Source organism: Vibrio sp. KUL78 (assembly GCF_059725505.1).
This window is the reverse complement of the sequence record NZ_AP045837.1, coordinates 2950835-2976972: the sequence shown is the minus strand read 5'-3', so window position 1 is coordinate 2976972 and position 26138 is coordinate 2950835. Positions and strand designations below refer to the sequence as shown.

General features: G+C 46.6%; 24 protein-coding genes and 2 pseudogenes. 14 read left to right on the top strand and 12 right to left on the bottom strand.

Going from position 1 to position 26138, the window contains the following annotated elements:
• Positions 1 to 8 precede the first annotated feature (8 nt).
• Positions 9 to 386 carry an autonomous glycyl radical cofactor GrcA gene (gene grcA, locus AC6I8Y_RS13885; RefSeq protein WP_042473492.1) on the bottom strand — a complete coding sequence of 126 codons (378 nt, stop codon included), beginning with the start codon at positions 384 to 386 and terminating at the stop codon, positions 9 to 11.
• A 372-nt stretch (positions 387 to 758) separates the two neighbouring features.
• Between grcA and nfo the strand changes: the two genes are divergently transcribed.
• The 3 genes from nfo (at position 759) to AC6I8Y_RS13870 (ending at position 3290) form a co-directional block, all read left to right on the top strand.
• Positions 759 to 1607, top strand: coding sequence for a deoxyribonuclease IV (gene nfo, locus AC6I8Y_RS13880; RefSeq protein WP_394150826.1), 849 nt, complete (start codon positions 759 to 761; stop codon positions 1605 to 1607).
• A gap of 356 nt (positions 1608 to 1963) precedes the next feature.
• Entirely contained in the window at positions 1964 to 2641 is a 678-nt protein-coding gene (ung, locus tag AC6I8Y_RS13875; RefSeq protein WP_498021519.1) for a uracil-DNA glycosylase, read from the top strand.
• 97 nt (positions 2642 to 2738) lie between these two features.
• Positions 2739 to 3290, top strand: a complete 552-nt coding sequence (locus tag AC6I8Y_RS13870) for a hemerythrin domain-containing protein (protein ID WP_234495214.1) — start codon at positions 2739 to 2741, stop codon at positions 3288 to 3290.
• An 80-nt stretch (positions 3291 to 3370) separates the two neighbouring features.
• Here AC6I8Y_RS13870 and AC6I8Y_RS13865 read toward each other — a convergent pair whose 3' ends face one another.
• From AC6I8Y_RS13865 to AC6I8Y_RS13835, 7 genes and pseudogenes are all read right to left on the bottom strand, one after another.
• A complete protein-coding gene (locus tag AC6I8Y_RS13865) occupies positions 3371 to 4555 on the bottom strand; it encodes a tetratricopeptide repeat protein (protein ID WP_498020369.1) in 1185 nt (394 codons plus the stop codon).
• Positions 4552 to 5178 (bottom strand): energy transducer TonB, encoded by a 627-nt coding sequence (locus AC6I8Y_RS13860; protein WP_128648266.1) that lies wholly within the window; start codon positions 5176 to 5178, stop codon positions 4552 to 4554. Before AC6I8Y_RS13860 ends, AC6I8Y_RS13865 begins: the two co-directional genes overlap by 4 nt.
• Positions 5179 to 5583 (bottom strand): ExbD/TolR family protein, encoded by a 405-nt coding sequence (locus AC6I8Y_RS13855; RefSeq protein ID WP_042473501.1) that lies wholly within the window; start codon positions 5581 to 5583, stop codon positions 5179 to 5181.
• The gene (locus AC6I8Y_RS13850; protein ID WP_252012421.1) at positions 5580 to 6167 is read right to left on the bottom strand and encodes a MotA/TolQ/ExbB proton channel family protein; all 588 of its coding nucleotides are present in this window, start codon (positions 6165 to 6167) and stop codon (positions 5580 to 5582) included. Before AC6I8Y_RS13850 ends, AC6I8Y_RS13855 begins: the two co-directional genes overlap by 4 nt.
• A pseudogene (locus tag AC6I8Y_RS13845) lies at positions 6157 to 7501 on the bottom strand (MotA/TolQ/ExbB proton channel family protein). Before AC6I8Y_RS13845 ends, AC6I8Y_RS13850 begins: the two are co-directional and overlap by 11 nt.
• Positions 7501 to 8268, bottom strand: coding sequence for a DUF3450 domain-containing protein (locus tag AC6I8Y_RS13840; protein WP_498020368.1), 768 nt, complete (start codon positions 8266 to 8268; stop codon positions 7501 to 7503). The pseudogene AC6I8Y_RS13845 and the gene AC6I8Y_RS13840 overlap by 1 nt, the downstream one beginning before the upstream one ends.
• Positions 8269 to 8569: 301 nt before the next feature.
• Positions 8570 to 8755, bottom strand: coding sequence for a DUF3545 family protein (locus AC6I8Y_RS13835; RefSeq protein WP_234495219.1), 186 nt, complete (start codon positions 8753 to 8755; stop codon positions 8570 to 8572).
• A gap of 705 nt (positions 8756 to 9460) precedes the next feature.
• Here AC6I8Y_RS13835 and AC6I8Y_RS13830 point away from each other — a divergent pair.
• Together AC6I8Y_RS13830 and yaaA are read left to right on the top strand one after the other, a co-directional pair.
• Positions 9461 to 10900, top strand: coding sequence for an alanine/glycine:cation symporter family protein (locus AC6I8Y_RS13830; RefSeq protein ID WP_394150820.1), 1440 nt, complete (start codon positions 9461 to 9463; stop codon positions 10898 to 10900).
• A 106-nt stretch (positions 10901 to 11006) separates the two neighbouring features.
• Positions 11007 to 11780 carry a peroxide stress protein YaaA gene (gene yaaA / locus AC6I8Y_RS13825; protein ID WP_042473517.1) on the top strand — a complete coding sequence of 258 codons (774 nt, stop codon included), beginning with the start codon at positions 11007 to 11009 and terminating at the stop codon, positions 11778 to 11780.
• Between the two features lie 68 nt (positions 11781 to 11848).
• Here the strand turns inward: yaaA and srmB are convergent, their stop codons facing one another.
• Both srmB and AC6I8Y_RS13815 read right to left on the bottom strand, forming a co-directional pair.
• Entirely contained in the window at positions 11849 to 13078 is a 1230-nt protein-coding gene (gene srmB / locus AC6I8Y_RS13820) for an ATP-dependent RNA helicase SrmB (RefSeq protein WP_446567784.1), read from the bottom strand.
• A 99-nt stretch (positions 13079 to 13177) separates the two neighbouring features.
• Positions 13178 to 13900, bottom strand: coding sequence for a tRNA1(Val) (adenine(37)-N6)-methyltransferase (locus AC6I8Y_RS13815; protein WP_498020367.1), 723 nt, complete (start codon positions 13898 to 13900; stop codon positions 13178 to 13180).
• 294 nt (positions 13901 to 14194) lie between these two features.
• Between AC6I8Y_RS13815 and brnQ the strand changes: the two genes are divergently transcribed.
• Complete coding sequence (brnQ, locus tag AC6I8Y_RS13810) at positions 14195 to 15505, top strand: branched-chain amino acid transport system II carrier protein (RefSeq protein WP_498020366.1); 1311 nt, start codon at positions 14195 to 14197, stop codon at positions 15503 to 15505.
• 62 nt (positions 15506 to 15567) lie between these two features.
• Here the strand turns inward: brnQ and fldB are convergent, their stop codons facing one another.
• Entirely contained in the window at positions 15568 to 16086 is a 519-nt protein-coding gene (gene fldB / locus AC6I8Y_RS13805) for a flavodoxin FldB (protein WP_234495224.1), read from the bottom strand.
• A 212-nt stretch (positions 16087 to 16298) separates the two neighbouring features.
• On the opposite strand from fldB, the gene xerD reads away from it, so the two are divergent.
• From xerD to AC6I8Y_RS13765, 8 genes are all read left to right on the top strand, one after another.
• Positions 16299 to 17153, top strand: coding sequence for a site-specific tyrosine recombinase XerD (xerD, locus tag AC6I8Y_RS13800; RefSeq protein WP_498021518.1), 855 nt, complete (start codon positions 16299 to 16301; stop codon positions 17151 to 17153).
• A gap of 30 nt (positions 17154 to 17183) precedes the next feature.
• Positions 17184 to 17978 (top strand): bifunctional protein-disulfide isomerase/oxidoreductase DsbC, encoded by a 795-nt coding sequence (dsbC, locus tag AC6I8Y_RS13795; protein ID WP_498020365.1) that lies wholly within the window; start codon positions 17184 to 17186, stop codon positions 17976 to 17978.
• Between the two features lie 42 nt (positions 17979 to 18020).
• Positions 18021 to 19760: a single-stranded-DNA-specific exonuclease RecJ gene (recJ, locus tag AC6I8Y_RS13790; RefSeq protein ID WP_252012404.1), complete on the top strand. Its 1740-nt coding sequence runs from the start codon at positions 18021 to 18023 to the stop codon at positions 19758 to 19760.
• Positions 19761 to 19864: 104 nt separating this feature from the next.
• A protein-coding gene (prfB, locus tag AC6I8Y_RS13785) for a peptide chain release factor 2 (protein WP_156110994.1) occupies positions 19865 to 20963 on the top strand; the annotation gives its coding sequence in 2 pieces (ribosomal slippage) (positions 19865 to 19939 and positions 19941 to 20963; 1098 coding nt in all).
• 36 nt (positions 20964 to 20999) lie between these two features.
• Positions 21000 to 22517 (top strand): lysine--tRNA ligase, encoded by a 1518-nt coding sequence (lysS, locus tag AC6I8Y_RS13780; protein ID WP_498020364.1) that lies wholly within the window; start codon positions 21000 to 21002, stop codon positions 22515 to 22517.
• 229 nt (positions 22518 to 22746) lie between these two features.
• Entirely contained in the window at positions 22747 to 24075 is a 1329-nt protein-coding gene (locus AC6I8Y_RS13775; RefSeq protein ID WP_234495228.1) for a sigma-54-dependent transcriptional regulator, read from the top strand.
• A gap of 345 nt (positions 24076 to 24420) precedes the next feature.
• Positions 24421 to 24546, top strand: coding sequence for a hypothetical protein (locus tag AC6I8Y_RS13770; RefSeq protein ID WP_267967700.1), 126 nt, complete (start codon positions 24421 to 24423; stop codon positions 24544 to 24546).
• 106 nt (positions 24547 to 24652) lie between these two features.
• Positions 24653 to 24904 (top strand): hypothetical protein, encoded by a 252-nt coding sequence (locus tag AC6I8Y_RS13765; protein WP_042473538.1) that lies wholly within the window; start codon positions 24653 to 24655, stop codon positions 24902 to 24904.
• Between the two features lie 88 nt (positions 24905 to 24992).
• Here the strand turns inward: AC6I8Y_RS13765 and AC6I8Y_RS13760 are convergent.
• Positions 24993 to 26028, bottom strand: a pseudogene (locus tag AC6I8Y_RS13760) (NADP(H)-dependent aldo-keto reductase).
• Positions 26029 to 26138 lie beyond the last annotated feature (110 nt).

Sequence of the window (26138 nt, the reverse complement as noted above, 5' to 3'; positions counted from 1 at the left end):
GTCTCTAATTATAGAGACTCAGTAAAGGTACGAGCGATAACGTCACGTTGCTGTTCTGGCGTTAGTGAGTTGAAACGCACTGCGTAACCAGAAACACGGATTGTTAGCTGTGGGTAGTTCTCTGGGTGAGCTACTGCGTCTTCTAGAGTTTCGCGCTTAAGAACGTTCACGTTTAGGTGCTGACCGCCTTCGATCTTTGGAGCAGCTTCGATAGCAACTTCACGGCTTTCGTACTCACCTAGATCGCTAACTGCGATAACTTGGTCAGCTTCAAAACCAGCGTTTGCTGCAACACAACGTGCTTCGTTTTTCTCGCCGTCGATCAACCAGATTGAGTTTAGTAGATCGTCGTTTGCTGCTTTAGTAATTTGGATACCTTGAATCATCACTATCTCCTAATCCACTTTCAGAGTGGCATTTATATGGTGTTAATTTTCAAATTTTGTTGAGCTGGCTTATGTATAACTCGTTGTGGGTATTTTAGTATTGATTTAGATCAAAACACAACAAAAAACATTAAAAACTTCATGGTTAAATTTTTGATTAAGGTCAACTAAACCTTTAAAAATGGTGCTTTAAAATGATATTTTAATATTTAAAATTTATTTGAATGCTCATTTTGTTGTAATAAAACTACAAAATGAGTTTATTTATTCATCGCTATACCTAAAATCAAGGGTTTCCATAGCTCAAACTGAAAGTATAAGATCGCTAAATAACAGTTCTAAAAATGTGATCTCGATCGGGTATCAAACGACATGAAAAAATTTATTGGAGCGCATGTTTCGGCAGCGGGTGGTGTGGATAATGTGCCACAAAGAGCAAGTGACATTGGGGCCAATGCCTTTGCGCTTTTTACCAAGAATCAACGTCAGTGGGTGGCAAAGCCACTGGATGAAAAAGTGATTCAAAACTTTAAAGCGGAATGTCGAAAATACGGCTTCCGAGCGGAACAAATTCTTCCGCATGACTCTTATTTGATAAACCTAGGCGCACCAGAGCAAGAGAAACTTGAAAAGTCACGCGCCGCGTTTATTGATGAAATGGAACGCTGTCATCAGCTCGGGCTGACCTTATTGAACTTCCACCCAGGTAGTCACTTGAAGAAGATCTCTGAACAAGAGTGTCTGGACAGGATTGCAGAATCGATCAATCTTGCACACCAAGCGGTACCTGAGGTGATTGCCGTGATTGAGAATACGGCGGGGCAGGGGACAAACCTAGGTTGGCGCTTTGAACATCTCGCACACATTATCAATAAGGTAGAAGATAAGTCTCGGGTTGGTGTCTGCATTGATACGTGCCACACGTTTACGGCGGGATATGACCTTAGAACTAAAGAGGCGTGTGAGGCGACGTTTGCTGAGTTCGATCGTGTTGTGGGTATGCACTATTTAAGGGCTATGCACCTAAACGACTCAAAGATACCTTTAGCAGGTAAGGTCGATCGCCATCAATCGCTTGGGAAAGGTGAGATTGGATGGGACTGTTTTGAGTATATCGCAAAAGATCCTAGATTTGACTCTATCCCATTGATTTTAGAGACAATAGAGCCTGAAATCTGGGCTGATGAGATCCAGCAACTGAGACTGTTTGCAATTAATTGATCTTTTTTTGCTGTTCTATTAAGCATTTTGGCATCTTTCTTTCATAATGAATTACATGCATGTTGCATAATTCTGTGACTTTATAAGGTAGGTGCCATATGACTCGTCCAGCTGCTCCAAGACCAAGTACAACACGTTCATCACGTTATCCAAGTCCTAACCGTCATATTCATTGTCACGGGCACTACCGAACGCCGCAGATGAAGAATCAGCATCATTGATAAACTGACGAACTAGATAACAGCACCGACGTTTAAAAAACACGTCAAAGGTGCGTGGCGTAAAGCCAAATGACAGTAGTGGTGACCCTCCATTGAGTGATAGACTACGCCCCAGATTTCACCATCTTGGGGACGATAATGACAACACTCACCTGGCAAGACGTCATCGGTAAAGAGAAACAGCAAGCATACCTTCAACAAACCCTTGAGTTTGTGGAACAGCAGCGCGAAGCGGGTAAAATCATCTACCCACCAGCAAGCGATGTGTTCAATGCATTTCAATTTACTGAATTTGCCGATGTGAATGTGGTGATTCTTGGTCAAGATCCTTATCACGGTCCCAATCAGGCGCATGGTCTCTGTTTCTCGGTCCTTCCGGGTGTGAAGACGCCGCCGTCGCTCGTCAATATTTACAAGGAACTCGCTCAAGATATTCCTGAGTTCGAGATCCCAGGGCATGGTTATCTCAAAAGCTGGGCCGACCAGGGCGTACTGCTTCTAAACACTGTGCTCACGGTCGAGCAGGGGCAGGCACACTCTCACGCCAAGTTGGGTTGGGAAACCTTCACCGACAGAGTGATTGAAGCGCTAAATCAAAACAGTGAGAACATCATATTCTTGCTTTGGGGTGCGCATGCTCAAAAGAAAGGATCGATGATCGATCGTCAAAGACATCATGTATTGACGGCGCCGCATCCATCGCCGCTGTCGGCGCGTCGAGGTTTCTTTGGCTGTGGTCATTTTTCCAAGACGAACCAATTGCTAGAAGAGCTTGGTAAGCCCGCTATCAATTGGCAGCCAGTACTCGACTAGCATTATCTTTAAGTTGACGATTTTTCGAGCACCATCAAAACACGATGCCTGATTCTCTTATACACTTATAAAGAGTATGGAAATTGGGAGCAGGATTATGATGATCGAAAGGATTAGGCGCGAGCACGGCTATATGGTGCGATTGCTCGCGATTTTAAATCGAAAATTGCACTTACTTGAAAAAGAGCAACCTATCAATTATGGGGTGATCAAAGAGATCGTTGATTACCTCGCAAATCACTCTGAAAAAATCCACCACCCGAAAGAAGACATTCTTTATCATTACTTTATCGAAAAGTATGGCTCGCAGGAGCAGATCGATAACTTAGAGTCAGACCATCAAGCTTTATCGGCCAAGACCCATTCGTTTCTCGATATTGTCGAGATGATTCTGCACGATGCGGTGGTACCTCAAGAACTGTTTATTGGCAGGCTGTCAGAGTTTATTCAAGATCAGAAGCGGCATTTAGACCTTGAAGAGCAGTCTGTTTTGCCTTTGATAGAGAAGCGATTTACCACTCATGATTGGCAAGCAGTAGAGAGTCAGTGGACGATAGTGGAAGATGATCCCGTGTTTGGTGAGACGATTGCAGACCGATATAAACAGCTGGCTCAGCGAGTAAGACAAAACGAATTCGAGAGTGTTTAGCTGCTCTAAAAACGACGATTCCCTCATAAAGAGGGAATCAAGCATCGTAAGGTGCGATTAGCGACTAATTTTGGCCACCATTAGTGAGCTTGGCTCATCTGTTGTAGGTATTGCAGCCAATCTGCACTCTGCGTTGTTGGCTTGACTCTGTGTGCCTGTTCGGCAACCTCGGTCGCTTTCTCGTAGTCTTTCAAGCCCACATAGGCTCGCGCTTCTAAGAGTAATCTTTCCTGTTCAGGCATGCCCTGAACTTTTGCTAGTGAGCTCAAAGCTTGCTTAAAATCCCCTTGTTGTAATTCAAGACGAGACACTTCTTCGTAGTATTTGGCATTGAGTCTAGCCGCGGCGAGCCAAGCTGTTTGCGCGTTTGACCACTCACGCGCCATCTGCCAATGTCTCGCCTGTTTGATAATCGTATCGATGTCCGTCTCTTTTACCTGAAGATTTGAATAGGCCTGAGCGGCTTTTTCAGGGATACCTTGGTGAGAATAAAGCTGTGCCTTGCTCAGTTGCAGGTTGTCAGGTATTTCAATGCCTGCGCGCTCTGCCGATACAAGTGTTGCAAGCGCCAGCTTGTACTGTTTAGTCTGCATGTAGAGAGAGCTTAGTTGCTGCCACCACATCAGGTTATCAGGCTGTAGCGCGAGTAACTTCTGGGTGGTTAGGATTGCACTCTTTAGATGATTCAACTGCATTTCTGCGGTGAGCTGTAGACTCAGTGGTTGCAGTTTCGGTGTGTTGTCCAGCTGATGGTAGTGCTTAATTGCTGCAAGCAACGAGCTCCACTGTTGGAGCAGGTAGTGAGCGCGAGCTTTGTTTAACCATACTCCCGTTATCTGCTCTGTCGATAGCTTTTCGTAGCTCTTGGCTGTCTTAGTGAGGTTGTCAAAATGAACTAACGCCTTTTCTGGCATATCTTCGGAGAGCATAAGCTCGGCAAGCATACGCTCTGTTTGCCAGCCTTGTTCGTCTTTAAAGGCTTTGGTGTCGACGGCGATTTGTAGCTGAGTGATGGCTTTGCTCGGTTGCTCCGCCTGCCAGTAATAAATACCCAGCATACGAGCAACATAAGCACGGTCGAAGCTTGCGTTTGGCTGCAAACCTTCAAGCAAGGTGATTGCCTCGCCAAGTTTCTCTTCTTGCTCTAATTCATACGCTTTAGATACCTGAGCCGCAGTTCGCATGCCGAGCTCTTGGTTGGCGAATGCGCTGCCACTTATCACACTAAGAAATAAGGCTGAGAGCGCCAATAAACGTTTACTCATTGATTTAACTTAAACTCTAGTTTCACAGTCTGACCAACACGAGGCGTCGCCTCGCCATTGACCACCATAGGCTGGTATTTCCATTGCTTAAGAGCAACCATAGCTTCACGCTCAAACATACGTTTCGGATTGGCTTCCACCACTTCAATATCCGTTGGACGACCGCGTTCATCGATAGTAAATGACATCACGACGTAGCCTTGAATGTTACGCTGCAAAGCTCGACGCGGATAACGCGGCTCTTTACGGTGTAGCGGCATGACCTGTTGGTTCTGACCAATGTCAGGAACGGTCGGCGCATTCAAGGAAACACCAGCAACCGAGGTTGATACCGAGATGTTTGGTAACTGCGGCGTGCTTGGCGTTTGTACACTGGATACCTGCGAGCTTTGCTCTACGACAGCTGCGGAAGGCGGTGTCGATGGCATTTTTGGTGGCTCAGGCAGTGTACGTTGGCGTCTCGCGGTTTCACTGTCGGGTTCTACCATGACCAAGTCATAGCTTAGCCTTGGCTTTTCATCTGGCTTGGACTTGGGACCAATATCGATCATCCAGCTCATAAACGAGAATAGGGCAATCGCGAGCGCGGCTGCGAGCGGTATGCTCGCAAGAACTCGAATCATCTATGGACTCTCCGTAGCCAAGGCGATCTTAGTGACACCTGCACCTTTCGCGCTATCCATCACCTCGACGACTGTGCCGTTGAAGGCGTGTTTGTCAGCTTGAATCACCATTGAGGCATTCGGCTGCTCGAGTAGTAGCTTCTCGATAGTCGCTTGGACACGTTCTACATCCACACGACGTTTGTCGATGTAGATGTCATTGGCAGAGGTAATGGCAACGAATATCCCCGCGTCTTTCTGGCTCACAGCGTGACTTGCTTGCGGGCGATTCACATCAACACCCGACTCACGAACAAATGAGCTTGTTACGATAAAGAAGATCAGCATGATAAAGACGATATCCAGCATGGACGTCATATCGATATTGGCTTCTTCATTTTGTTTTCTTCGGTGACCTAATCTCATTGTGAGTCTCCATCCGCAGCCTTGCTAGCGTGAACATGGCTATGTTGGCGTTCACTTCTTAGCAACTGCTCAAGTTGAAGCAGGCTTTTGCTGCTCCATTTTTGAATACGGGAAAAGGCAAGCATACCTGACAGTGCTGCAACCATACCTGCCATAGTAGGGATGGTTGCCATTGAAATACCTGCAGCCATGAGTCTTGGTTGCGCGCTGCCTTGTGCCGCGAGCGTATCAAACACAGTGATCATGCCGGTTACGGTACCAAGCAGACCTAGCATCGGGCAGAGGCTGAGTAAGCACTTCAGCAGGTTTATGTTTTGCTTGAGCTTGTTTTCTGCCTCGCTGAGCATGGCATTACGCTGTGATTGTGCATACCAAGAGTAGTGATCTTGACGCGCGGCCCATTGATTGACCCAGAGCTTGCGTTCTGACGGGAATATCTTGGCAAAGTAAATCACGCGCTCAATCGCGACCACCCAAAATATAAACACTACGGCGGCCAGCCACCATAATACTGGCCCACCTTGCGTCATAAACTGGTTTAGGTGCTCGCTTCCTGGCAACCAACTGAAGAGGTTATGCGGCATACGCTTGCTTGCTCTCCGTGGTTTGCGCTTCAGCTTGCTGTGCAACCAGACCGACACTCTGTCTTTCAAGAACGTTGCGAATGGCTTCTGCTTTTGAGCTCAGCAGGTTGTGAGCAAGTAGCAGCGGCATTGCCGTGATTAGACCCAGTACTGTAGTTACCAATGCCATTGAGATGCCACCTGCCATGACTCTCGGCTCTGCATTACCAAACTGAGTGATCACCTGGAAGGTTTCAATCATGCCGGTTACTGTACCTAGCAGACCGAGCATAGGTGCTAAGGCTGCGAGAAGTTTTAGCATGCTCAAACCGCGTTCTAAGTGCTGCTGCTCATCCATGATGGATTCAAGCAGTCTTAGCTCAAGAGCTTCAACGTGCAGTTGTTTCTCGCTGTTGTAGACACCTAGTACGCGACCTAACGGGTTGTCGGTTGGCGCTTCTGGTGACTTAAGCTGTTTCTTGATTTTCTGTTCTGTCGTAGTAAGAACTACAGCACGATACAGAGCGATGATCATGCCAATCGCGAACAGACCTGCGATGATTTTTCCGACGATACCACCGTGAGCGAATCGCTCACTAAGTGTTGGGTTATCAGCAAGTTGCTTGTAAATATCGCCGCGACTCGGGTCGATAACAGCAGGTGCTTGACCTGTTACTATGCCCGCTGTATCCGCTGAAGTCGGGACTTCTTTCGGTAAGCGAGGGAAATCACTGGCAAGTTTGCCATCCCAAGCAACCGGACCGTGCTCTGAAAGCAGGGCAAAGTTGCCTAAGCGGGTGGCGTTAATCGTGGTAATTTCACCGGCGCCGTTAACAAATGGGACTTTCACGTCAGCATAGGTAGCGCTTGAGGCGATTTGCGCTTGGTAAGCATTCCATAGACCGGTCAGCTCCTGAATTGAAGGAAGCTTTTTTAGCGGCAACAATATCGTCTATCGCTTTGATTTGTTCAGGCTGTTCGGTATTAGCGACAGATTGCTCTAGCTCAACTTGAAGTTCTTTCGCTGATTGGCGAACGACGCCGAACAGTTCACCTAAGCTGCCGGTTTCAAGGTGCAGTTTCTTTTGCTGCTCAGCCAGCGTGCGCTCATTGTCAGAAAACGCATTGCTAAGTGATTCAATGCTTGCTTCAAGTTGCGCTTTACGGCTTTCTAGCTCCGCTTTGCGTGCCGCTAGCGTTTGTTCTTCTTGTTTGAACTTCGCTTCACGTTCGCTGTTGTGGGCTTTTTCTTGTTGCTGTGCAGTTTGTGCTTTCGACGTCAGTGAGTCGGCAGCAATACTTGGTTGAGAGAAGCCAAATGCGATCAGCGCGGCCATCAATACTGTGTTACGCATTAGCTTGGATCCTTCTGTAGAGAAACCGGTAGCTCAATCAGAGCTGGAGAGGCTTGTTTGTTTGCAATCGCAAAGGCTTTATCGATTTGCGGAGCAAGCGCAGCGTCAACTACCACCCAACTATTTTGATTGCTGTCCCATGTCCAGTATTGGTTTCTATCAAGGCTGCGAGCAACCAGTGACAATCTGCCTAGGTACAACTGCTCAGCTTCAATTTCACTGCCTACATTAATAAGTGAACGGTAGCTGCCTAGCTTGATGCCGTAATCCATTTCAATTTGGTAGGCTTCAAGGATGCGACGGTATTTTTCTGCATCGCTGACATCAGCTTGAGGCATCAGTGCTTTAAGCTCTTCCAGTCTTGCAAGGCGCACATCTAGGCGAATTGGCTTGTCGCTCGAAATGTGCTGCTCAAGTCCTTCAAGCATTTTATACATCAAAGGCACAACGCCTTGGCGCGTGTCACTGATTTGCTCGAGCTGAACATTGATGCTCGCCATCTCTTCTTCTTGGTTGCCAACGACGGCTTTCAGGTGACGCTCGTAGACTTCTAGGTTGGCAACTTCTTGCTCAAGCATGGCAATGTCAGACTTCAGTTCGAATGCCTTATCGCTGCTTTTGTTGATACGAGCTTGGCTTTGCGCGCTCTGTGTGATGGTTTGTGCTTCGACATTGCGAGCACTATTAAGATCGTTGGCGCTCGTCACATAGCTGATGGTCAGCAATGGTAGCGAGCATAAAGTGAGACGAAGAGCCGTCTTGTTCATTTCTATAGCCTTCTGCTGTTACTAGAAAGTACCGATAATGTGTTGGGGTGATGTCCAAAGCGAAGCGATGCTGTCGTTCGAAACGAGGGCGTATTGTAGGTCAATAGCGAGCAGAAATACAGAGTAAATGATATTGATATGAGTTATCATTTGACTTTCGTCAATTAGTTCTCTTTTTTACGTAAGAAAAAGATGACCTGTATAAAAGACAAAACCCTCGCTAAGGAGGGCTTTGGTTGTCATCAGCAGCGACGTTTCAGGCTCGTCGTTACCGAAAATTCTATGGTGAATGTGGGATAGGTTATAGGTCTACATCATCCAATGAAAAGTCCAAACCGATATCCATATCGTTGAGTTCTTTTTGCAGACGCTGTCTGTCTTTTATGGCTTCAATTTCGCGCCACTTTCTTTTGACAGGTTTCGAGCGACCCGCGCGGGCTCTCGGTGCATCCATTTCCGCAATGTCTTCCAGTTCAAAGCCGTCCATAAGCTACCTCTACTTTTGTTGTTCTCCCTACGGAGACCTTTAAGTACCATATTCTTACGCAGACTAACTTTGATATGTTTCTCATTTGTTTCGTGATTATGAATCTTTTATGCCATTTTGAACGCAATCTCACACTTTTGAGCCAAACGGTTGCGCAAAAAATAACCGCTTGAATCACAAAACGAAAAAGAGTTGGTGGTGCTATGTTGTTAAAACCGTGTGCAAGTGGAGCCGTAGGGCGGAGAGTTCGTGCTACGAGAAACGTTCTCATTGCCTGAGAGTGAGTAAAAAGTATTCCGTTTTGTAAAATAAGCGCTAACCGTTGTGGTAACAAGGTTTGCTCGCGTTTTCTCAGCAGAGTGACTTGTCGCTGACTATGCTTGTTAGTTGTTGGTGAAATGTTATGGTTTTGGAACGGCTTTGAAAGTTAATTGCTTTGCTAACTGTTAACTTTTCGTGATTTTATGGTGAAAAATAACAAATGTATACATATCATTGCGTATTGATTTTTACGTGGCATGCCTGCAAAATCCGCCCCGTCAAAAAATACGCCGACTTGTATGCCGTTCTCAAGTGGTAAGAAATACAAGCTAAGTTGCCGTGAAAAACAGAGAAACTAACAAAACTTCACGGATGGAGATAACCATGGCACTTAGGACGCACTTGGAAGTGCAGCTCGGACTCTAACTTTAAGTGAGGTTTAAAGTGACAGACGTTATCAATTTAATGAACGATCTACTTTGGGGATCGATTCTGGTTTATCTACTCGTAGGTGTGGGGATTTACTTTACAGTACGCCTTGGGTTTATTCAGTTCCGCCATTTCGGTCACATGTTCAGTGTGCTGAAAAACAGCCGCAAAGCTGACACAGCAGGCATCTCTTCTTTCCAAGCTCTTTGTACAAGCCTAGCTGCACGTGTTGGTACTGGTAATATGGCTGGTGTTGCGGTCGCACTGACCGCTGGTGGTCCGGGCGCTATTTTCTGGATGTGGCTAATTGCTATGCTCGGTATGGCAACCTCGTTTGCCGAGAGTACCCTAGCACAGCTATACAAAACCAAAGACGATGATGGTAACTACCGTGGTGGTCCTGCTTACTATATGGAAAAGGGTCTGGGCATGCGCTGGATGGGCGTGCTGTTCTCTATCTTCCTAATCATCGCTTTTGGTTTGGTATTTAACGCAGTACAAGCTAATGCTATCGCCAATGCGATGAACACAGCATTTGGTTTTGACCCAATGATTGTCGGTGTGGTGATTGTACTTATCTCTGCATTCGTTATCTTTGGTGGTGTACGTAAGATCGCTCGCACGGCAGAGCTTATCGTTCCTGTGATGGCTTTGGCTTACCTTGTTCTAGCTTTCGTAGTGATGTTTATGAACATCGAGAAGGTGCCTGAAGTCCTTGCCTACATCTTCAAGAGTGCGTTTGGTCTGCAAGAAGCAGCGGCTGGTGGTCTAGGTTACGCAATTGCTCAAGCCATGATTCAAGGCATCAAGCGCGGTCTATTCTCGAACGAAGCGGGTATGGGTTCTGCGCCCAACGCAGCAGCATCTGCAACGCCATATCCGCCGCACCCTGCATCTCAAGGCTACGTTCAGATGCTAGGCGTATTCACGGATACCATTGTTATCTGTACCGCAACTGTGGCGATTATCCTGATGTCAGGCGAGTATGTACCACATGGTGAGGTGACGGGTATCGAGCTGACCCAGCGAGCGCTGAGCTCTCAGGTTGGTGATTGGGGCGGCATCTTTGTTGCGGTTGCGATTTTCTTCTTCGCATTTACCTCTATCATTGCTAACTACTCTTACGCAGAAACCAACCTGATTTTCCTAGAGCACAACCACAAAGCGGGTCTTGGTGTGTTCCGCATTATCGTACTGGGTATGGTGATGTTCGGCTCGATGGCAACGCTGCCAATGGTTTGGGCGCTAGCCGATGTGTCGATGGGTCTGATGGCGATTGTCAACTTGATAGCGATTATCTTGCTGTCGGGCATCGTGATTAAGCTGGCGAAAGACTACAATCAGCAGCTGAAAGCAGGTAAGGTTCCGACCTTTGATGCGAATGACTACCCAGAGCTGAAATCTCAGCTTGAAGAAGGTATTTGGGATAACAATAAGGAAACGGCGAACAAGTAATCGCTTTTACCTATCTCAAAAATAGATTAAGCCATGCACTATTTCGTTGATGAAAGTGCATGGCTTTTTTTATACTGAAGCAAATCAATATTAAAAGAGTAAAGTCATGCTTATTGTTGTTTCACCTGCTAAGACCCTTGATTACGAGTCACCACTTGCGACAGAAAGGTTTACTCAACCTGAGTTGATCGAGCATTCTGCAGAGCTGATTAAAGAGTGTCGTAAACTAACGCCTGCCGATGTCTCCGCACTTATGAAGGTGAGTGACAAGATCGCAGGGCTTAACGTCGCCCGCTTTGAGGAGTGGTCAGAAACCTTCACGACCGATAACGCTCGCCAAGCCATTTTGGCATTCAAGGGCGATGTGTATACGGGACTTGAAGCCGAGACTTTGTCGGAAGACGATTTTGACTATGCTCAGCAGCACCTAAGAATGCTGTCGGGTTTGTATGGCCTGCTCAAACCTTTGGATTTAATGCAACCTTACCGTCTTGAGATGGGAACCAAGCTTGCTAATGAGCGCGGAACCAACCTCTACCAATTCTGGGGTGACATCATTACCAACAAGCTTAATGATGCATTGAATGCGCAGGGCGACAATGTATTGGTTAACTTAGCCTCAAACGAGTATTTCAAGGCAGTAAAGCCAAAGCAGCTTGACGGTAAGGTGATTACGCCAGTATTTAAAGACTGCAAAAACGGTCAATACAAGGTGATTAGCTTCTATGCGAAGAAAGCACGTGGCATGATGGCTCGCTATATTATCGAAAACCGTATTGATTCTATTGAGAAGCTCACAGCGTTTGATGTGGCGGGTTACTACTTTGTAGAAGAAGAGTCGACGGCGACCGAATTAGTGTTTAAGCGCGAAGAGCAATAACGACTTTGGTCATTGATTAAAAAAGGGTGTCAGACGTGGTCTGACACCCTTTTGCTATTTGGAGGCGATTATTTCTTTTTCGCGCCTTTCTTTTTCTTCACCGCTTTTTTCTTATCGTCTTTTTTCGGCTTTTTCTTTTTAAAGACTGGCTTTTTATGCGTTGGGCGCATGCCGTCAATAAAGCGCTCTTTGATGGTCTCTTTAGTATAACGACCAACACGATCCATCATTGGCTGGTCATGCGCTTCAACGATAGAGATCGCGATGCCTTTCTTACCCGCACGAGCCGTACGACCAATGCGATGCAGGTAGATATCAGCACTGCGTGGTAAGTCGTAGTTGATCACGTGCGACACGTCCGGCAGGTCGATACCGCGAGCAGCAACGTCGGTTGCAAGCAGTACGTTAACACTGCCATCGCGGAAACGGCTGATGGCGTTGTTACGGCGATCTTGCGGCATCTCACCTTGGATCCAAGAACATGGGATCTGAGCACTATCGAGTTGCTGGCGCAGTTCACCAAGGCGCTCACGGGTTTTGACGAAGACTATGGTGCGCTGAGCTTGCTCGGTCAGGATGTGTTTGAGCAGGTTAAGCTTGTGTGCGGCGTCATCGGCACGGTGATACCACTGGGTGATCTTCTTGCGCTCACGCGTCGATGGCTGTGCTTCGAGTTCAGCAGGCTCTTTTAGAAGATCAGCTGTAAAGCCTTCTACACCGCGTCCCTCTAGCGTCGCTGAGAAAAGCAGTGTTTGTTTACGCCAGCGACATTCTGCTGATAGTCGATCAACTGTTGGGCCAAAGCCTAGATCAAGCATGCGGTCTGCTTCATCTAATACTAACCACTCAATGGCACGACAATCAAAGCGCTCTGCCTCGATATACTCCATCAAACGACCTGGCGTCGCTACGACGATATCTTGAGTCTCGGCAAGTGTGGAGGCGTGTGAGTCATAGGTAACACCGCCCGTGATGGTTGCGACTTTAAGTCGAGTGTATTTCGCCAGCGCTGTTGCCTGCTCTGCTACCTGCATCGCAAGTTCACGAGTTGGAGTCAGAATCAAAATACGTGCAGGGCCGGCTTTTTTACGAGGAAAGTCGAGCAAGTATTGAATTGCAGGAATAGCAAACGAGGCCGTTTTACCTGTGCCTGTTGGCGCTGAAGCGAGAATGTCACGTGCATCCAATGCTTGTGGAATAGCCTGAGCCTGGATCTCGGTAGGGCGGCTAAAGCCCATTTCTTCAATCGCTTCTAAAAGGATTGGATCTAAATCTAGTTCGGCAAAGGTTCTGATCACGGTAGTGTCTCCACAAGACGTAGGTTGCCCCTGAGCAAAAAAACATCGAACAGGGAAAAAGTAGGGCGGCTATTATACTCAAACCGAGGCGCGGCGCACTTACATTTTAAGGTAAAAATCTTTGGTTAGGGCAATAAAGTCCTCTGAGTATCCGCCAGATGCGCTGTGAATAATGAGGCGTTCTTCATCACAGGCTTCAGAGTGCTTTTTCAGCGTAAACAGTAATCGGTTACATGGCTTGTTGATGGTTGCCTGTACATAGCAAATTCGATTCAAGTGCCAGCCTTTGTGCTGGGCAAGCGCGATGAATTGCTCCCCCTCGACTTTAGGTAGCACAAAACTCGCACTTCCTTCTTTACTGAGGAGCTTGTCACAACGATCAAGCAAGTGCTCATGGGAGAGGGTATGTGTGTGTCTGGCGGTTGCTCTCTGGCTATTTTTCGCGGTCTCTCCGCTATTGAAGTACGGCGGATTGCAGATGATGCCATCGAAACGGTGTTCAAATGGTTGCGCCAATATATCGCAGTGGAGCACAGTGATGCGTTTGTGCCATGGTGACTGCTGAATGTTATAGGTTGCATCGACAATGGCAGTCTCATCGATATCGACAGCAGTGATTACTGAATCGATAAATCGCTGGGCGAGCATCAAGGTCAATAGTCCGGTGCCGGTACCAATATCCAATAGGGTGTCAGAGGAATGAAACCTTGCCCATACCCCCAGTAAAACACCATCAGTACTGACAGGCATTCCTGAGTTGCCATCGTGTATAGAGAACTGCTTGAATTGAAAGCCTTTAGTTTTTGTCGTGCTACAAGTCATAGTTTATTTTGTTAATCGTTTGCTTTTAAGGGTTTGTCACTATTGTTAAATTATTGAGTAGTGAAATGCTCTGTATGTAAGCGATGTGTGTGAGAAAATGATCAAGATAAAAATTTACCTTTTAGTTTAAAACTAGTGGATCAAACTACCAATTAACTGTAACAACAAATTAATGTGGTGTTTATCACCGCTTCTATTGCTTATTAATCATCGATTGTTCATCATGCCCGCCTAATTTTACGTGGTAACTAAGAGTGCTGCGGCAGACACAACATAACAAGTAAGGGCATATCTGTGAAACAGACGTTAAAAACAACAGATATTATAGCAGTCGGCTTTATGCTGTTTGCTTTTTTCCTAGGCGCGGGCAACATCATTTTCCCACCTCTAGCGGGTCAATTGGCGGGTGAAAACCTGCTACCAGCCATGACTGGCTTTCTTCTCACTGCAGTAGGTCTTCCTCTTATTACCATTATTGCTGTTGCAGTGGCTGGGGGCTCTTGGGAGCACCTCACGAAAGATCTGCCGAAGAAAGCAGCGACTCTAATCGCTGTCCTTATCTTTATTATCATTGGTCCAGCTTTCGCAGCTCCGCGTACGGGTCTTGTGGCCTATGAAATGGCTATTCGTCCATTCTTTGCTGATGCGGCGCAAATGCACCTAACCATTTTCTCAATCTTGTTCTTTGCAGTAGCGATGTCATTTGCATGGTCACAGGGTAAGTTGATCGATGTAATCGGTAAGGTGTTAACTCCGGTATTGTTTATCGGTTTGATTGTTTTGGCGGGGGCGGTGTTTATTGACCCACAAGGCGAGATGATTGCGCCGGTTGGCGAGTACCTAAGTCAGCCACTGACAAAAGGTTTCCTTGAGGGTTACAACACAATGGACACGTTTGGTTCGTTGATGTTTGGTATGTTGATTGTCGATGCGCTGCACAAGAAAGGCATTACTGAGCAAGCTGCGACCACTAAGTACCTTATCAGCTCTGCACTTATCGCTGCTGCGGGTCTTGCGTTTGTGTATATCTCTTTGTTCTACCTAGGGGCAACTAGTGCAACAGTTGCTGCGGGTGCGGATAATGGCGGCGCTATCTTAAGCCAGTATGTGCAGGCTCTGTTTGGTCCATATGGTCAGATTGTTCTGTCTGTTATTGTACTATTAGCTTGTTTGACGACGGCGATTGGTCTTATCTCGGCATGTTCAGATTACTTTAGCTCGCTAACGTCAATCAGCTATCAGAAATGGGTCGTTATCATTGGTGTGGCGTGTGCGGTTGTAGCCAACATCGGTCTGGCTCAGCTGATTTCTCTGTCTGTACCAGTACTGTTCGCACTCTATCCGGTTGCCATTGCCCTAGTGGCATTGACATTTGCTCGCAAGTACCTAGCAAACCCGAAATTGGCATACCGCGTGGTTATTCTTGTGTCTCTGTCGTTCGCTATGATTGATGCAGCAAAAGTAACGGGTATTGATGTGTCATTCTTTAATGCATTGCCACTCTTTAGCGTTGGTATGGGCTGGGTAATGCCAACGGTTGTCGCTATCATCTGTATGTGCTTTGTAGGTCGTAACGATGAAAAGCTAGAACAAGAAGCAGCTTAATCTACGATGTATCAATATAAAAACGGCGCCTTGATAGGCGCCGTTTTTTTTGTCATTCAAATTTAAAGCGTTTGCTGATACTCGACGAGGATCTGTTCGCACCAAGTGGCGATACGCTCATCACTCAGCTCATATTGTGAGTCCTCGTCTAGAGCGAGACCGACAAACTGGCTACCATCTTCGGTTAATGCTTTAGAAGCCTCGAACTCGTAGCCTTGGTTATCCCAGTAACCAATGAACTGCGCACCTGTTGGCTTAAGCTCTTCATGCAGCATTCCCATTGCATCCAGATACCATTCGCCATAGCCTTCTTGATCGCCTAAGCCGAACAATGCCACGACCTTGCCGCTTAGCGACACGCCACCGATTTGATCCCATATCCCGCCCCAGTCTTCTTGGAGTTCGCCGAAATCCCATGTAGAGATCCCTAAGATAAGTAGATCGTAGTCGCTCATCTTGGAAATAGGTGTGTCTTTTACGTTAAATATGTCCACGATATCTGGACCAATGATCTCGCGTATTTTTTCTGACGCCATCTCGGTGTAGCAGGTTGATGAACCGTAAAATAGACCTATTTTCATAACTTCACTGTGTCGCTGTTGTAATGAGTGGCAGTGATTCTACTCTGAATTCGCCCATCTTTGCAGCGCTTATTGATCTGCTTGCTGTTTTTTATAGCATTCTTGTTTTTTCTCGCTTACTCTGTTGAAAGTACTGTATAAACATCCAAGAGGTAGTCGTGAGCGACGTGAATATCCAAGATCAGGGGCTAGTGGAACAATTCTTAGATTCCATGTGGATGGAGCGAGGATTGTCAGAAAACACCCTGGCATCTTATCGAAATGACCTGGTTAAGTTATTGAAGTGGATGCATGAACACAACTACAAGTTGGATTTCATCAGCTTATCTGGCTTGCAGGAGTACCAAACGTGGCTGACGGATCAGAACTACCAACAAAGCTCACGAGCTAGGATGCTGTCTGCGATTCGTCGCCTGTTCCAATATCTTCATAGGGAAAAGCTTCGCTCCGATGATCCCACCGCTCTATTGGTTAGCCCGAAGCTCCCGAAGCGTCTGCCTAAAGACCTCACCGAGGATCAAGTTACCGCTCTGTTGGAGTCGCCAGATCCTAACGACCCGATTGAGCTTCGCGACAAAGCCATGCTAGAGCTTCTTTACGCGACGGGACTTCGTGTCACCGAGTTAGTCAGTCTGACCATGGAAAACATCAGTCTGAGACAAGGTGTGGTGCGTGTGGTCGGTAAGGGCAACAAGGAGCGCTTGGTCCCTATGGGGGAAAATGCCGTGGACTGGATCTCGGAGTTTATTGAAAAAGGACGTCCGTTACTTCTTGGCGAGAAAACGTCAGACGTGGTCTTTCCGAGCAAGCGCGCCAAACAAATGACCCGGCAAACCTTCTGGCATCGTATTAAGTTCTATGCAGTGTTGGCGGACATCGATACCGAATTGTTGTCGCCTCACGTGTTGCGACACGCTTTTGCGACGCATCTTTTGAACTATGGGGCAGATCTGCGTGTCGTACAGATGTTATTGGGGCATAGTGACTTATCTACGACACAAATTTATACTCATGTAGCAACAGAGCGATTGAAGAACATTCATAGCCAGCATCATCCAAGGGCTTAATTTAACGTTTTCTATACAAAGGTGATTTTAATGAGCGTACTACGCCGCTTAACTCTACTCTCTCTGCCATTTATCGTAACTGCTTGCGGAGCTGAAGAGACGCAAGCTACTCAAGCCGCGCCAGTGCCAGCGGCGGTCGCAGCAGAGATGAACACTCAGGCAGATGAAGCGGCGATTCGAGATCGTTTTGCCAAAATTGGTATTGAGATTTCCGAGATCGTCCCATCTGATATCCCAGGTTTAATGGAAGTGAGAACCCCAGGAGGCATTCTGTTTGCTTCCCCTACAGGTGACCATTTTATTGCGGGTACGCTTTATTCCATTGATGCAGAAGGTAATTACAAAGACGTGATTGCTGAGCGCCAAGCGCCAATCAACGCAGAGAAAATCGCTGCGTTTTCTGACAGTGTGATTGAGTATAAAGCCAAGGACGAAAAGTACGTGGTGACTATCTTCACCGACATTACGTGTGGATACTGCGTGCGCCTGCATAGTCAAATGGAAGGCTATAACGATCTAGGCATCACAGTCCGTTACCTAGCTTACCCTCGCCAAGGTGCAACGGGTTCAGTGGCAGAGCAAATGGCTAAGATATGGTGTTCAGACGACCCAGCTGCGGCGATGCACGATGCAAAAGTGAATCGCAAAGAAGCGACATTCGATGGTGATCTTAAACAGTGCCAAGAGACGGTTACAAAGCACTACAACCTTGGCCGTGAACTGGGCATTAGCGGTACGCCAGCGATCTTCTTGCCAAACGGCGAAATGGTGGGTGGCTACCTTCCACCGGCAGACCTGATTAAACGTCTAGAACAAATCAAATAAGAACTAGGATAAGGGCTCCGATTACGGGGCCCAATACACTTTATGATAGAAATCCAACGTCGTCCTGAAGTCGATATTTCTGCACTTCCAGATTCCATTCCTGCTTTGCTGCGCCGCTTATACATCAGTCGCGGAGTCTCTGATGCTTCTCAACTAGAAAAAGCCGCCAAAGGGTTACACTCCTACCAACAATTGGCGGGTATTGACGCCGCCGTTGCACTGTTATTTGACGCGATTGAGCAGCAAAAGCGCATTATTGTGGTTGGAGACTTTGATGCTGACGGTGCGACAAGTTCGGCGCTTTCAGTACTGGCTTTGCGTATGCTCGGGAGTCGCAATGTTGACTATTTGGTACCTAACCGATTTGAGGACGGCTATGGTTTGAGCCCGGAGGTCGTTGATCAGGCGATTGAGATTGGTGCTGAAGTGATCATGACGGTCGATAATGGCGTGTCTTCTATCTCGGGTGTTCAATATGCCAAAGATAATAACATCAAGGTGTTGGTTACGGATCATCACTTACCTGGCTCTGAGTTACCTAACGTTGATGCGATGGTAAACCCAAACCTCAATGAGTGCGGTTTCCCATCCAAAGCGCTGGCAGGCGTTGGGGTGGCATTTTATCTGATGATGGCACTGTGCGTTTATATGCGAAAGCGCAACTGGTTTGCCGAGCAGGGTATGGCTGAGCCTAAACTCATGGAGCTTATCGATTTGGTGGCACTTGGTACGGTCGCTGACGTTGTTCCTTTGGATGAGAATAACCGCATCTTGGTGCACCAAGGACTACAACGTATTCGTGCGGGCAAGGCCAGACCGGGTATTCAAGCTCTGATTGAGATTGCAAAACGTGATGCGCGAAAACTGGTGGCGGCTGATTTCGGTTTTGCTCTGGGTCCGCGTATCAATGCTGCGGGCCGCTTGGACGACATGTCGTTTGGCGTCGAGCTACTTATGTCGGATAACATCCATGCCGCGCGTCGTATGGCGAGCGAACTCGATGGTCTTAACCAAACCCGAAAAGATATCGAAGAAGGAATGAAGCAAGAGGCGCTGGCTTTTTGTGAGCGTTTGCAAATCAGTGACAAATCAGAGCTGCCTTATGGTCTAGCGCTGTTTCAGCGAGACTGGCATCAGGGCGTGATTGGTATCTTGGCATCTCGAATTAAAGATAAGTTTCACCGCCCTGTGATTGCGTTTGCAGATGGCGGCGAGGGCACGATCAAAGGCTCATGTCGCTCGATTCAAGGTTTGCATATGCGCGATGCGCTCGACAGAATTGATACGCAAAACCCTGGGCTAATTTTGAAGTTTGGCGGCCATGCGATGGCGGCGGGTCTCACCATCATGGAAAAAGACTTTGAGCGCTTTAGTAAGCTGTTTGATCAAGTGGTGCGTGAGGAGCTTGGCGATACCGCGCTGAAGGGAATTATTTTGTCAGACGGTGAGTTAACACCAGAAGAATTCTCTATGCACACGGCAGAACAGATTCGCGCTGGTGGTCCATGGGGACAAGCTTTCCCAGATCCTGTATTTGATGGTGAGTTTAAGGTGCTGCATCAAAAACTGGTTGGTGAGAAGCATCTTAAGCTGATGGTCGAGCCCATGCACAAAGGGTTTGGTACCAATATTATGCTGGATGCGATCGCCTTTAATGTGGATCTACGACGCTGGCCAGATGCCTCAGTAAAAACCGTCACCCTTGCCTATAAACTGGATATCAACGAGTTTCGTGGAAACCAGTCACTGCAACTGATGGTCGACCATATTGAGCCTCGCTAGGGGCTCATGAAATAGGTCAAGGAAAATCGATATTTTCCTGTATCTTCGTCACATTTTTGAGTAGAATTCTGCGGTTAAATTCTACTCATAAATGCTGAGCAAATATGTTTGAAATCAATCCTATCAAAAATCGCCTACAGGATGTGTCTGAACGCACAAATATCCTGAGGGGGTATCTTTGACTATGACGCTAAGAAAGAGCGTCTAGAAGAAGTCAACGCAGAACTTGAACAACCGGATGTATGGAACGAGCCTGAGCGTGCGCAAGCACTAGGTAAAGAGCGTGCCTCATTGGAAGCGGTTGTTGAAACCATCGACCTTCTTGACCAAGGTGTAGAAGACGTAGACGGTCTTCTAGAGCTTGCGGTTGAAGAAGAAGATCAAGAAACCTTCGATGAAATTGAACCAGAACTTGCTGAACTGGAAGCTAAGCTGGAGAAGCTTGAGTTCCGTCGTATGTTCGCTGGTGATCACGATGCGTCAGATTGCTACATCGACTTGCAATCGGGCTCTGGTGGTACGGAAGCACAAGACTGGACCAACATGATGCTACGTATGTATCTTCGTTGGGCAGAAGCGAAAGGCTTCAAGACAGAAATCATCGAAGTATCAGAAGGTGAAGTTGCAGGCCTTAAAGGCGCAACTGTGAAGGTATCAGGCGAGTACGCTTATGGCTGGCTACGTACAGAGACAGGTGTTCACCGCCTGGTTCGTAAGTCTCCATTTGACTCAAGCGGCCGTCGTCACACTTCATTTGCGTCTGCGTTTGTTTATCCAGAGATTGATGACAACATTGATATCGAGATCAACCCGTCTGATCTTCGTATCGACGTATACCGCGCGTCTGGTGCGGGTGGTCAGCACGTTAACACCACGGAATCTGCGGTTCGTATTACCCACGTTCCTACTAACATCGTGGTTCAGTGTCAGAACGATCGTTCTCAGCATAAAAACAAAGACCAAGCGATGAAACAGCTACGTGCAAAACTGTTCGAGCATGAACTGCAAAAGCAAAATGCAGAGAAGCAAGCGAACGAAGATGCTAAATCTGACATCGGTTGGGGCAGCCAAATTCGCTCTTACGTACTTGATGATTCACGCATCAAAGACTTGCGTACTGGCATTGAAAATCGCAACACTCAAGCGGTTCTTGATGGCGACTTGGACAAATTTATCGAAGCTAGCCTAAAATCAGGCCTGTAAGCTTTTCACCACTTTTAAAACAGGATACATCGAAAAATGACTGATGCTGTTCAAAACGAAAACGCACAAGAAGAGAATAAGCTAATCGCTGAGCGTCGTAGCAAGCTGGATCACATCCGTAAAAGCTGCAAAGCGAACGGCCACCCAAATGATTTCCGTCGTGAGCACCTAGCAGGCGACCTTCAAGCGGAATTTGGTGAGAAGACAAAAGAAGAGCTAGAAGAGCTAAACCACGTAGTGGCAATCGCAGGCCGTGTTATGGCTAAGCGTGGTCCATTCCTAGCAATTCAAGAAACGTCTGGTCGCATCCAAGCATACGCAGCAAAAGATGTTCAAAAAGAGCTGAAAGAGAAATACCAAGGCCTTGATATCGGTGACATCATTGGTGTGAAAGGTGCACTGCACAAGTCTGGTAAAGGCGATCTTTACGTGAACATGGAAGAGTACGAGTTGCTAACGAAAGCACTTCGTCCACTACCAGAGAAGTTCCACGGTCTCACTGACCAAGAGATGCGTTACCGTCAGCGTTATGTTGACCTAATCGTTAACGAAGACTCTCGCCACGCATTCATTATTCGCTCTAAGCTAGTATCGGCAATCCGTAATTTCATGAGCTCAAAAGGCTACCTAGAAGTTGAAACGCCAATGATGCACGTGATCCCTGGCGGTGCAACGGCACGTCCATTTATCACGCACCACAACGCGCTTGATATCGACATGTTCCTACGTGTTGCACCTGAGCTTTACCTAAAACGTCTAGTGGTTGGTGGCTTTGATCGTGTATTCGAGATCAACCGTAACTTCCGTAACGAAGGTCTATCGCCACGTCACAACCCAGAATTCACTATGATGGAATTCTACCAAGCGTACGCTGACTATAAAGATCTGATGGATCTAACGGAAGAGATGCTAAGCACGGTAGCGATGGATGTTCTAGGTTCAACGTCTATGCCTTACGGTGATGAAACCGTTGAGTTTGGTGGCACTTACGCTCGCATGAGCATGTTCGAAGCGATCAAACACTACAACCCAGACCACGCTGAAATCCAAGCGCTAACAGAAGAAGACCTCACTGACCGTGACAAGATGGTAGCGATTGCGAAATCTGTACACGTTGAAGTTGAGGCGTTCTGGACATGTGGTCAGCTTCTAGAAGAGATCTTTGGTGAGACGGCTGAGCCTCAGCTAATCCAGCCAACGTTCATTACTGGATACCCAGCAGATATCTCTCCACTGGCGCGTCGTAGCGATGACAACCCATTCTTCACTGACCGCTTTGAGTTCTTCATCGGTGGTCGTGAAGTTGCGAACGGCTTCTCTGAGCTTAACGATGCAGAAGACCAAGACGCACGCTTTAAAGCGCAGGTTGATGCGAAAGATGCAGGTGATGACGAAGCGATGTACTACGATGCAGACTACATTACTGCACTAGAGCACGGTCTACCACCAACAGCGGGTCAAGGTATTGGTATCGACCGTCTGGCGATGCTATTTACTAACACGCACACCATTCGCGACGTTATCCTATTCCCAGCGATGCGTCCGCAACAATAATCGTATATCCATCAGCAAGATGGTGAATGATTCCTACAAAGCCTCTCTTCGGAGAGGCTTTTTTCATGCCACATTTCCGAGAATGTTTATAGAAAAGTTAGAAATCGTACACTAGTCTTAATTATGAGACACATCTGTACGTTTTAAACGCGATTGCCGTGTTTGATAGATGGTTTTATTTGCATAGAATAAATCTATTGAATCTAAAAACAATAATAGGAATGATGTAATGGGAACCGAATTTCGGATGGATTCAATCCCCGGCTCGTTAGTGGTTGTAGGGGGCGTGTACGAGCCATGGCTCTCTGTATTGGAGCAGGCGGGATGGCGCTGTACCCAATGTTCAGATTTACGTAAAGCTGATGCGTTATTTTCAGAGATTGGTCCCTGTATTGGAATTGTAGACCTAACTCGTGATGATTTCAGTCTTAACGGGATTGCGAAACTAGTCAGCACGCACAAGCAGGTGCGTTGGATAGCCTTTATTCGCGAGTCTCAATTGGGCTCAGATACGATTTGCCAATTTATCGTTAACTTCTGTATCGACTTTTTTACGACACCTATTCCGGACTCACGATTGATGAGTACCATAGGACACCAACTGGGTATGCTCAAGCTCGAGCAGAAGGTGTGGCCGCATAATGGTAATGACAGCGATCTCGGGATTGTCGGGCAATCTTTACCAATAAGACGTTTACGCGATCAGATTCGTCGAATCGGGCCTACTGATGTCAGTATCATGATTCATGGCGAAGTTGGCGCTGGTAAAGAGTCTGTGGCGAAAGCGATTCACCGCTGTTCTGCTCGCTCACAAAAGCCTTTTGTAGCGGTAAATTGCCGTGCATTCTCAGACGCTCGTTTTGAGAATGAGTTTTTTGGGATGCACGATCCCGAACAAAGCTCGCTACTTGATCAAGCCTCTGGGGGAACGATCGTTCTCAACGATATCTTTACTCTACCCGCGAAACAGCAGCTTAACTTATTGAAGTTCTATCAAGATGGTCAAATAGAAACGGCGAAAGGAACCAAAGAGTTTGATGTGCGTATTCTGGCTGCCGATTCTTCGGATATTGAAAAAGCCCTGGGAGACGGCTCCTTCAATGAAGAGCTATTTCACTGTATCAATGTGCTTAGAATTAATGTCCCTAGCCTAAAAGAACGCGCGACTGATATTTCTTTGCTCGTCGCTCATTACATCAACCAGTTTGCAAAAGAGTTTAACTCTCCTGTTAAGTCGATTGATGATGATGCCATTAAAACGCTTACTTACTACCACTGGCCAGGCAATGTTAAAGAGTTAATGAACCAAGTTAAACGTGCCGTACTCATGACTGAAGAAGAGGTGTTAGTTAAGAAGCACTTCGAACTTCCAGGTACATTCTCTGGCAAGCGGAGCCTCAAGAGCATACGAGAGCGTTCTGAACGTGACGCACTTATCTTGGTGCTAGATAGCCATAATGGCCAGGTTACTTTAGCGGCAAAAGAGCTGGGTATTTCTCGAGCTACTATGTATAGATTACTCAATAAGCACAATCTCATCACGGAAGAAACAATTTAACTTCCTCCAGTTATTCAGCTTAATCACCTAAAGGCGCTGTGGCGCCTTTATTTTTTTCATACAGGTTGCAGTCTAAACTAGATGTTAGTCGCACTATGAATATCCAGTACAATATCGTGTTGTATATTTCCGGTTTAAAATTAATCACCATAGTTAAAGGTAAAAGCTATGTAATAGTCGGTCTTTAAGTCGTCATTCGGTTTGTAACTAGAGTTTTCCGTTGTTTTTAACTTTTTTTTATATGATATGTTGATTTAATATACGGATTGAATAAGAATTAACCGTGAGCAAGACGCTCAACCTATCAAATTTCAGGATTAATAAGTCAGTATGGAGGCGCAGAAAATGATGAATCGTATTTCTTTTATCAACACTTGTGCTGCTTTCCGTACCGATGCTGAGCATATTATCGATCGTGATTCGATCGTAATTATGGCCGATAAACCGGTAGTAAAATCAGCACAAGATTAATTAATCCGTAACCTTATGAGGCTGCGGAATAGCAGTCACGTAAGAGTCTAATTACCCCCAAGACCGCTATTTCTCTCCTCTGTAATATTCCAATCAGGAGATTATTATGCGTACATCTGTTTATCTAACTATCGCAACTTGGCTTATTAAAGCAGACATTCAAAAAGAAGAACGTGAGTGGAAACGACGCTACCGCCGCAGTGCTTATCAACTACCTTTGCACAATGAGCACTTGTTGAGAGACATTGGCTTAGACAAAGAAGGTCGTCCTCTTGGTCGCGTCGCTGCACCTCAAGTTGTCGCTAAACGTAAAGCTCGTCATCTTCGTCGAGAATTACAGTCGCGAATAGCTACGTAAACCAAGGCGGGTAGTACGACTACCCGCCGACTATCAGAATATCGAGAAATATCTAATGAGTTGTAGTAGATATTCTCAATACCTAAGTTTAGGGGCATGGGTTAGAATACTGTGCCCCTATTAATTGAAGCTCTTCTAGTAATTCATTTGAAAGCGTAACGTCGATACTGTCTATATTGCTTTTTAACTGAGTGAGATTTGTCGCTCCAATTATATTCGAAGCAACAAATGGACGTTGATTGACGAAAGCGAGCGCCATTTGCGCGGGATCTAAATCATGCTTATGAGCAAGATCGACATAAGCTTGTGTCGCTTCGATGCCTTGCGGCGTAAAATAACGAACGAAGCGTTCAAATAGACTACAGCGAGCGCCTGCGGGCTTTTGTCCATTAAGATATTTACCACTCAAGCAGCCAAAAGCGAGAGGAGAGTAGGCGAGCAGCTCGACGCCCTCATGGTGGCTGATTTCTGATAAACCCACCTCAAAACTGCGGTTCAATAGGTTGTAAGGGTTTTGAATTGAGACGATTCTCGGTAGATCGTGCTTTTCAGCGAGCTTAAGGAGCGTCATCACCCCCCATGGGGTTTCATTCGAGACACCGATATAACGAATTTTTCCCGCTTTGATGAGCTCATTGAGCGCCTCTAGCGTTTCAATAAGTGTGACTTCCTCATTGCCTTCAGGGTAGGGGTAATTCAGCTGGCCAAAGCAATTGGTTTTCCGTTGTGGCCAGTGCAATTGGTACAAGTCGATATAGTCAGTCTTCAAGCGCGTTAAGCTGTCATCGATCGCTTGGTGAATGTTACGTCGATCTAAGCTCATATTATCGCGGATGTAAGGCACGTTACGCGGGCCTGCAACCTTTGTGGCGACAATAACTTTTTTGGCGCTTGTCTGAGTGAGATAACCAGTCGCCGATATAGGACTCGGTCAATCCCTGTGTTTTTTGTTTAGGTGGGACGGGATACATCTCTGCGGTATCAATGAAATTGACGCCACGCTCAACGGCATAATCCAACTGGTCAAATGCATCTTGTTTGCTGTTCTGTTCACCAAAGGTCATGGTACCTAAACAGATTTTGCTCACTTCGAGCGAAGAATGTGGGAGCTTGTGGTATTTCATTGAGCCATCCTTGCTTGTCGTTGTTTGATTCCACTATACCCCGTTTTTATAAAAGATCTGTTTAATAAATGCGCAACTAGCCACTTATTGGCTAAACTGAGAGTTATCAG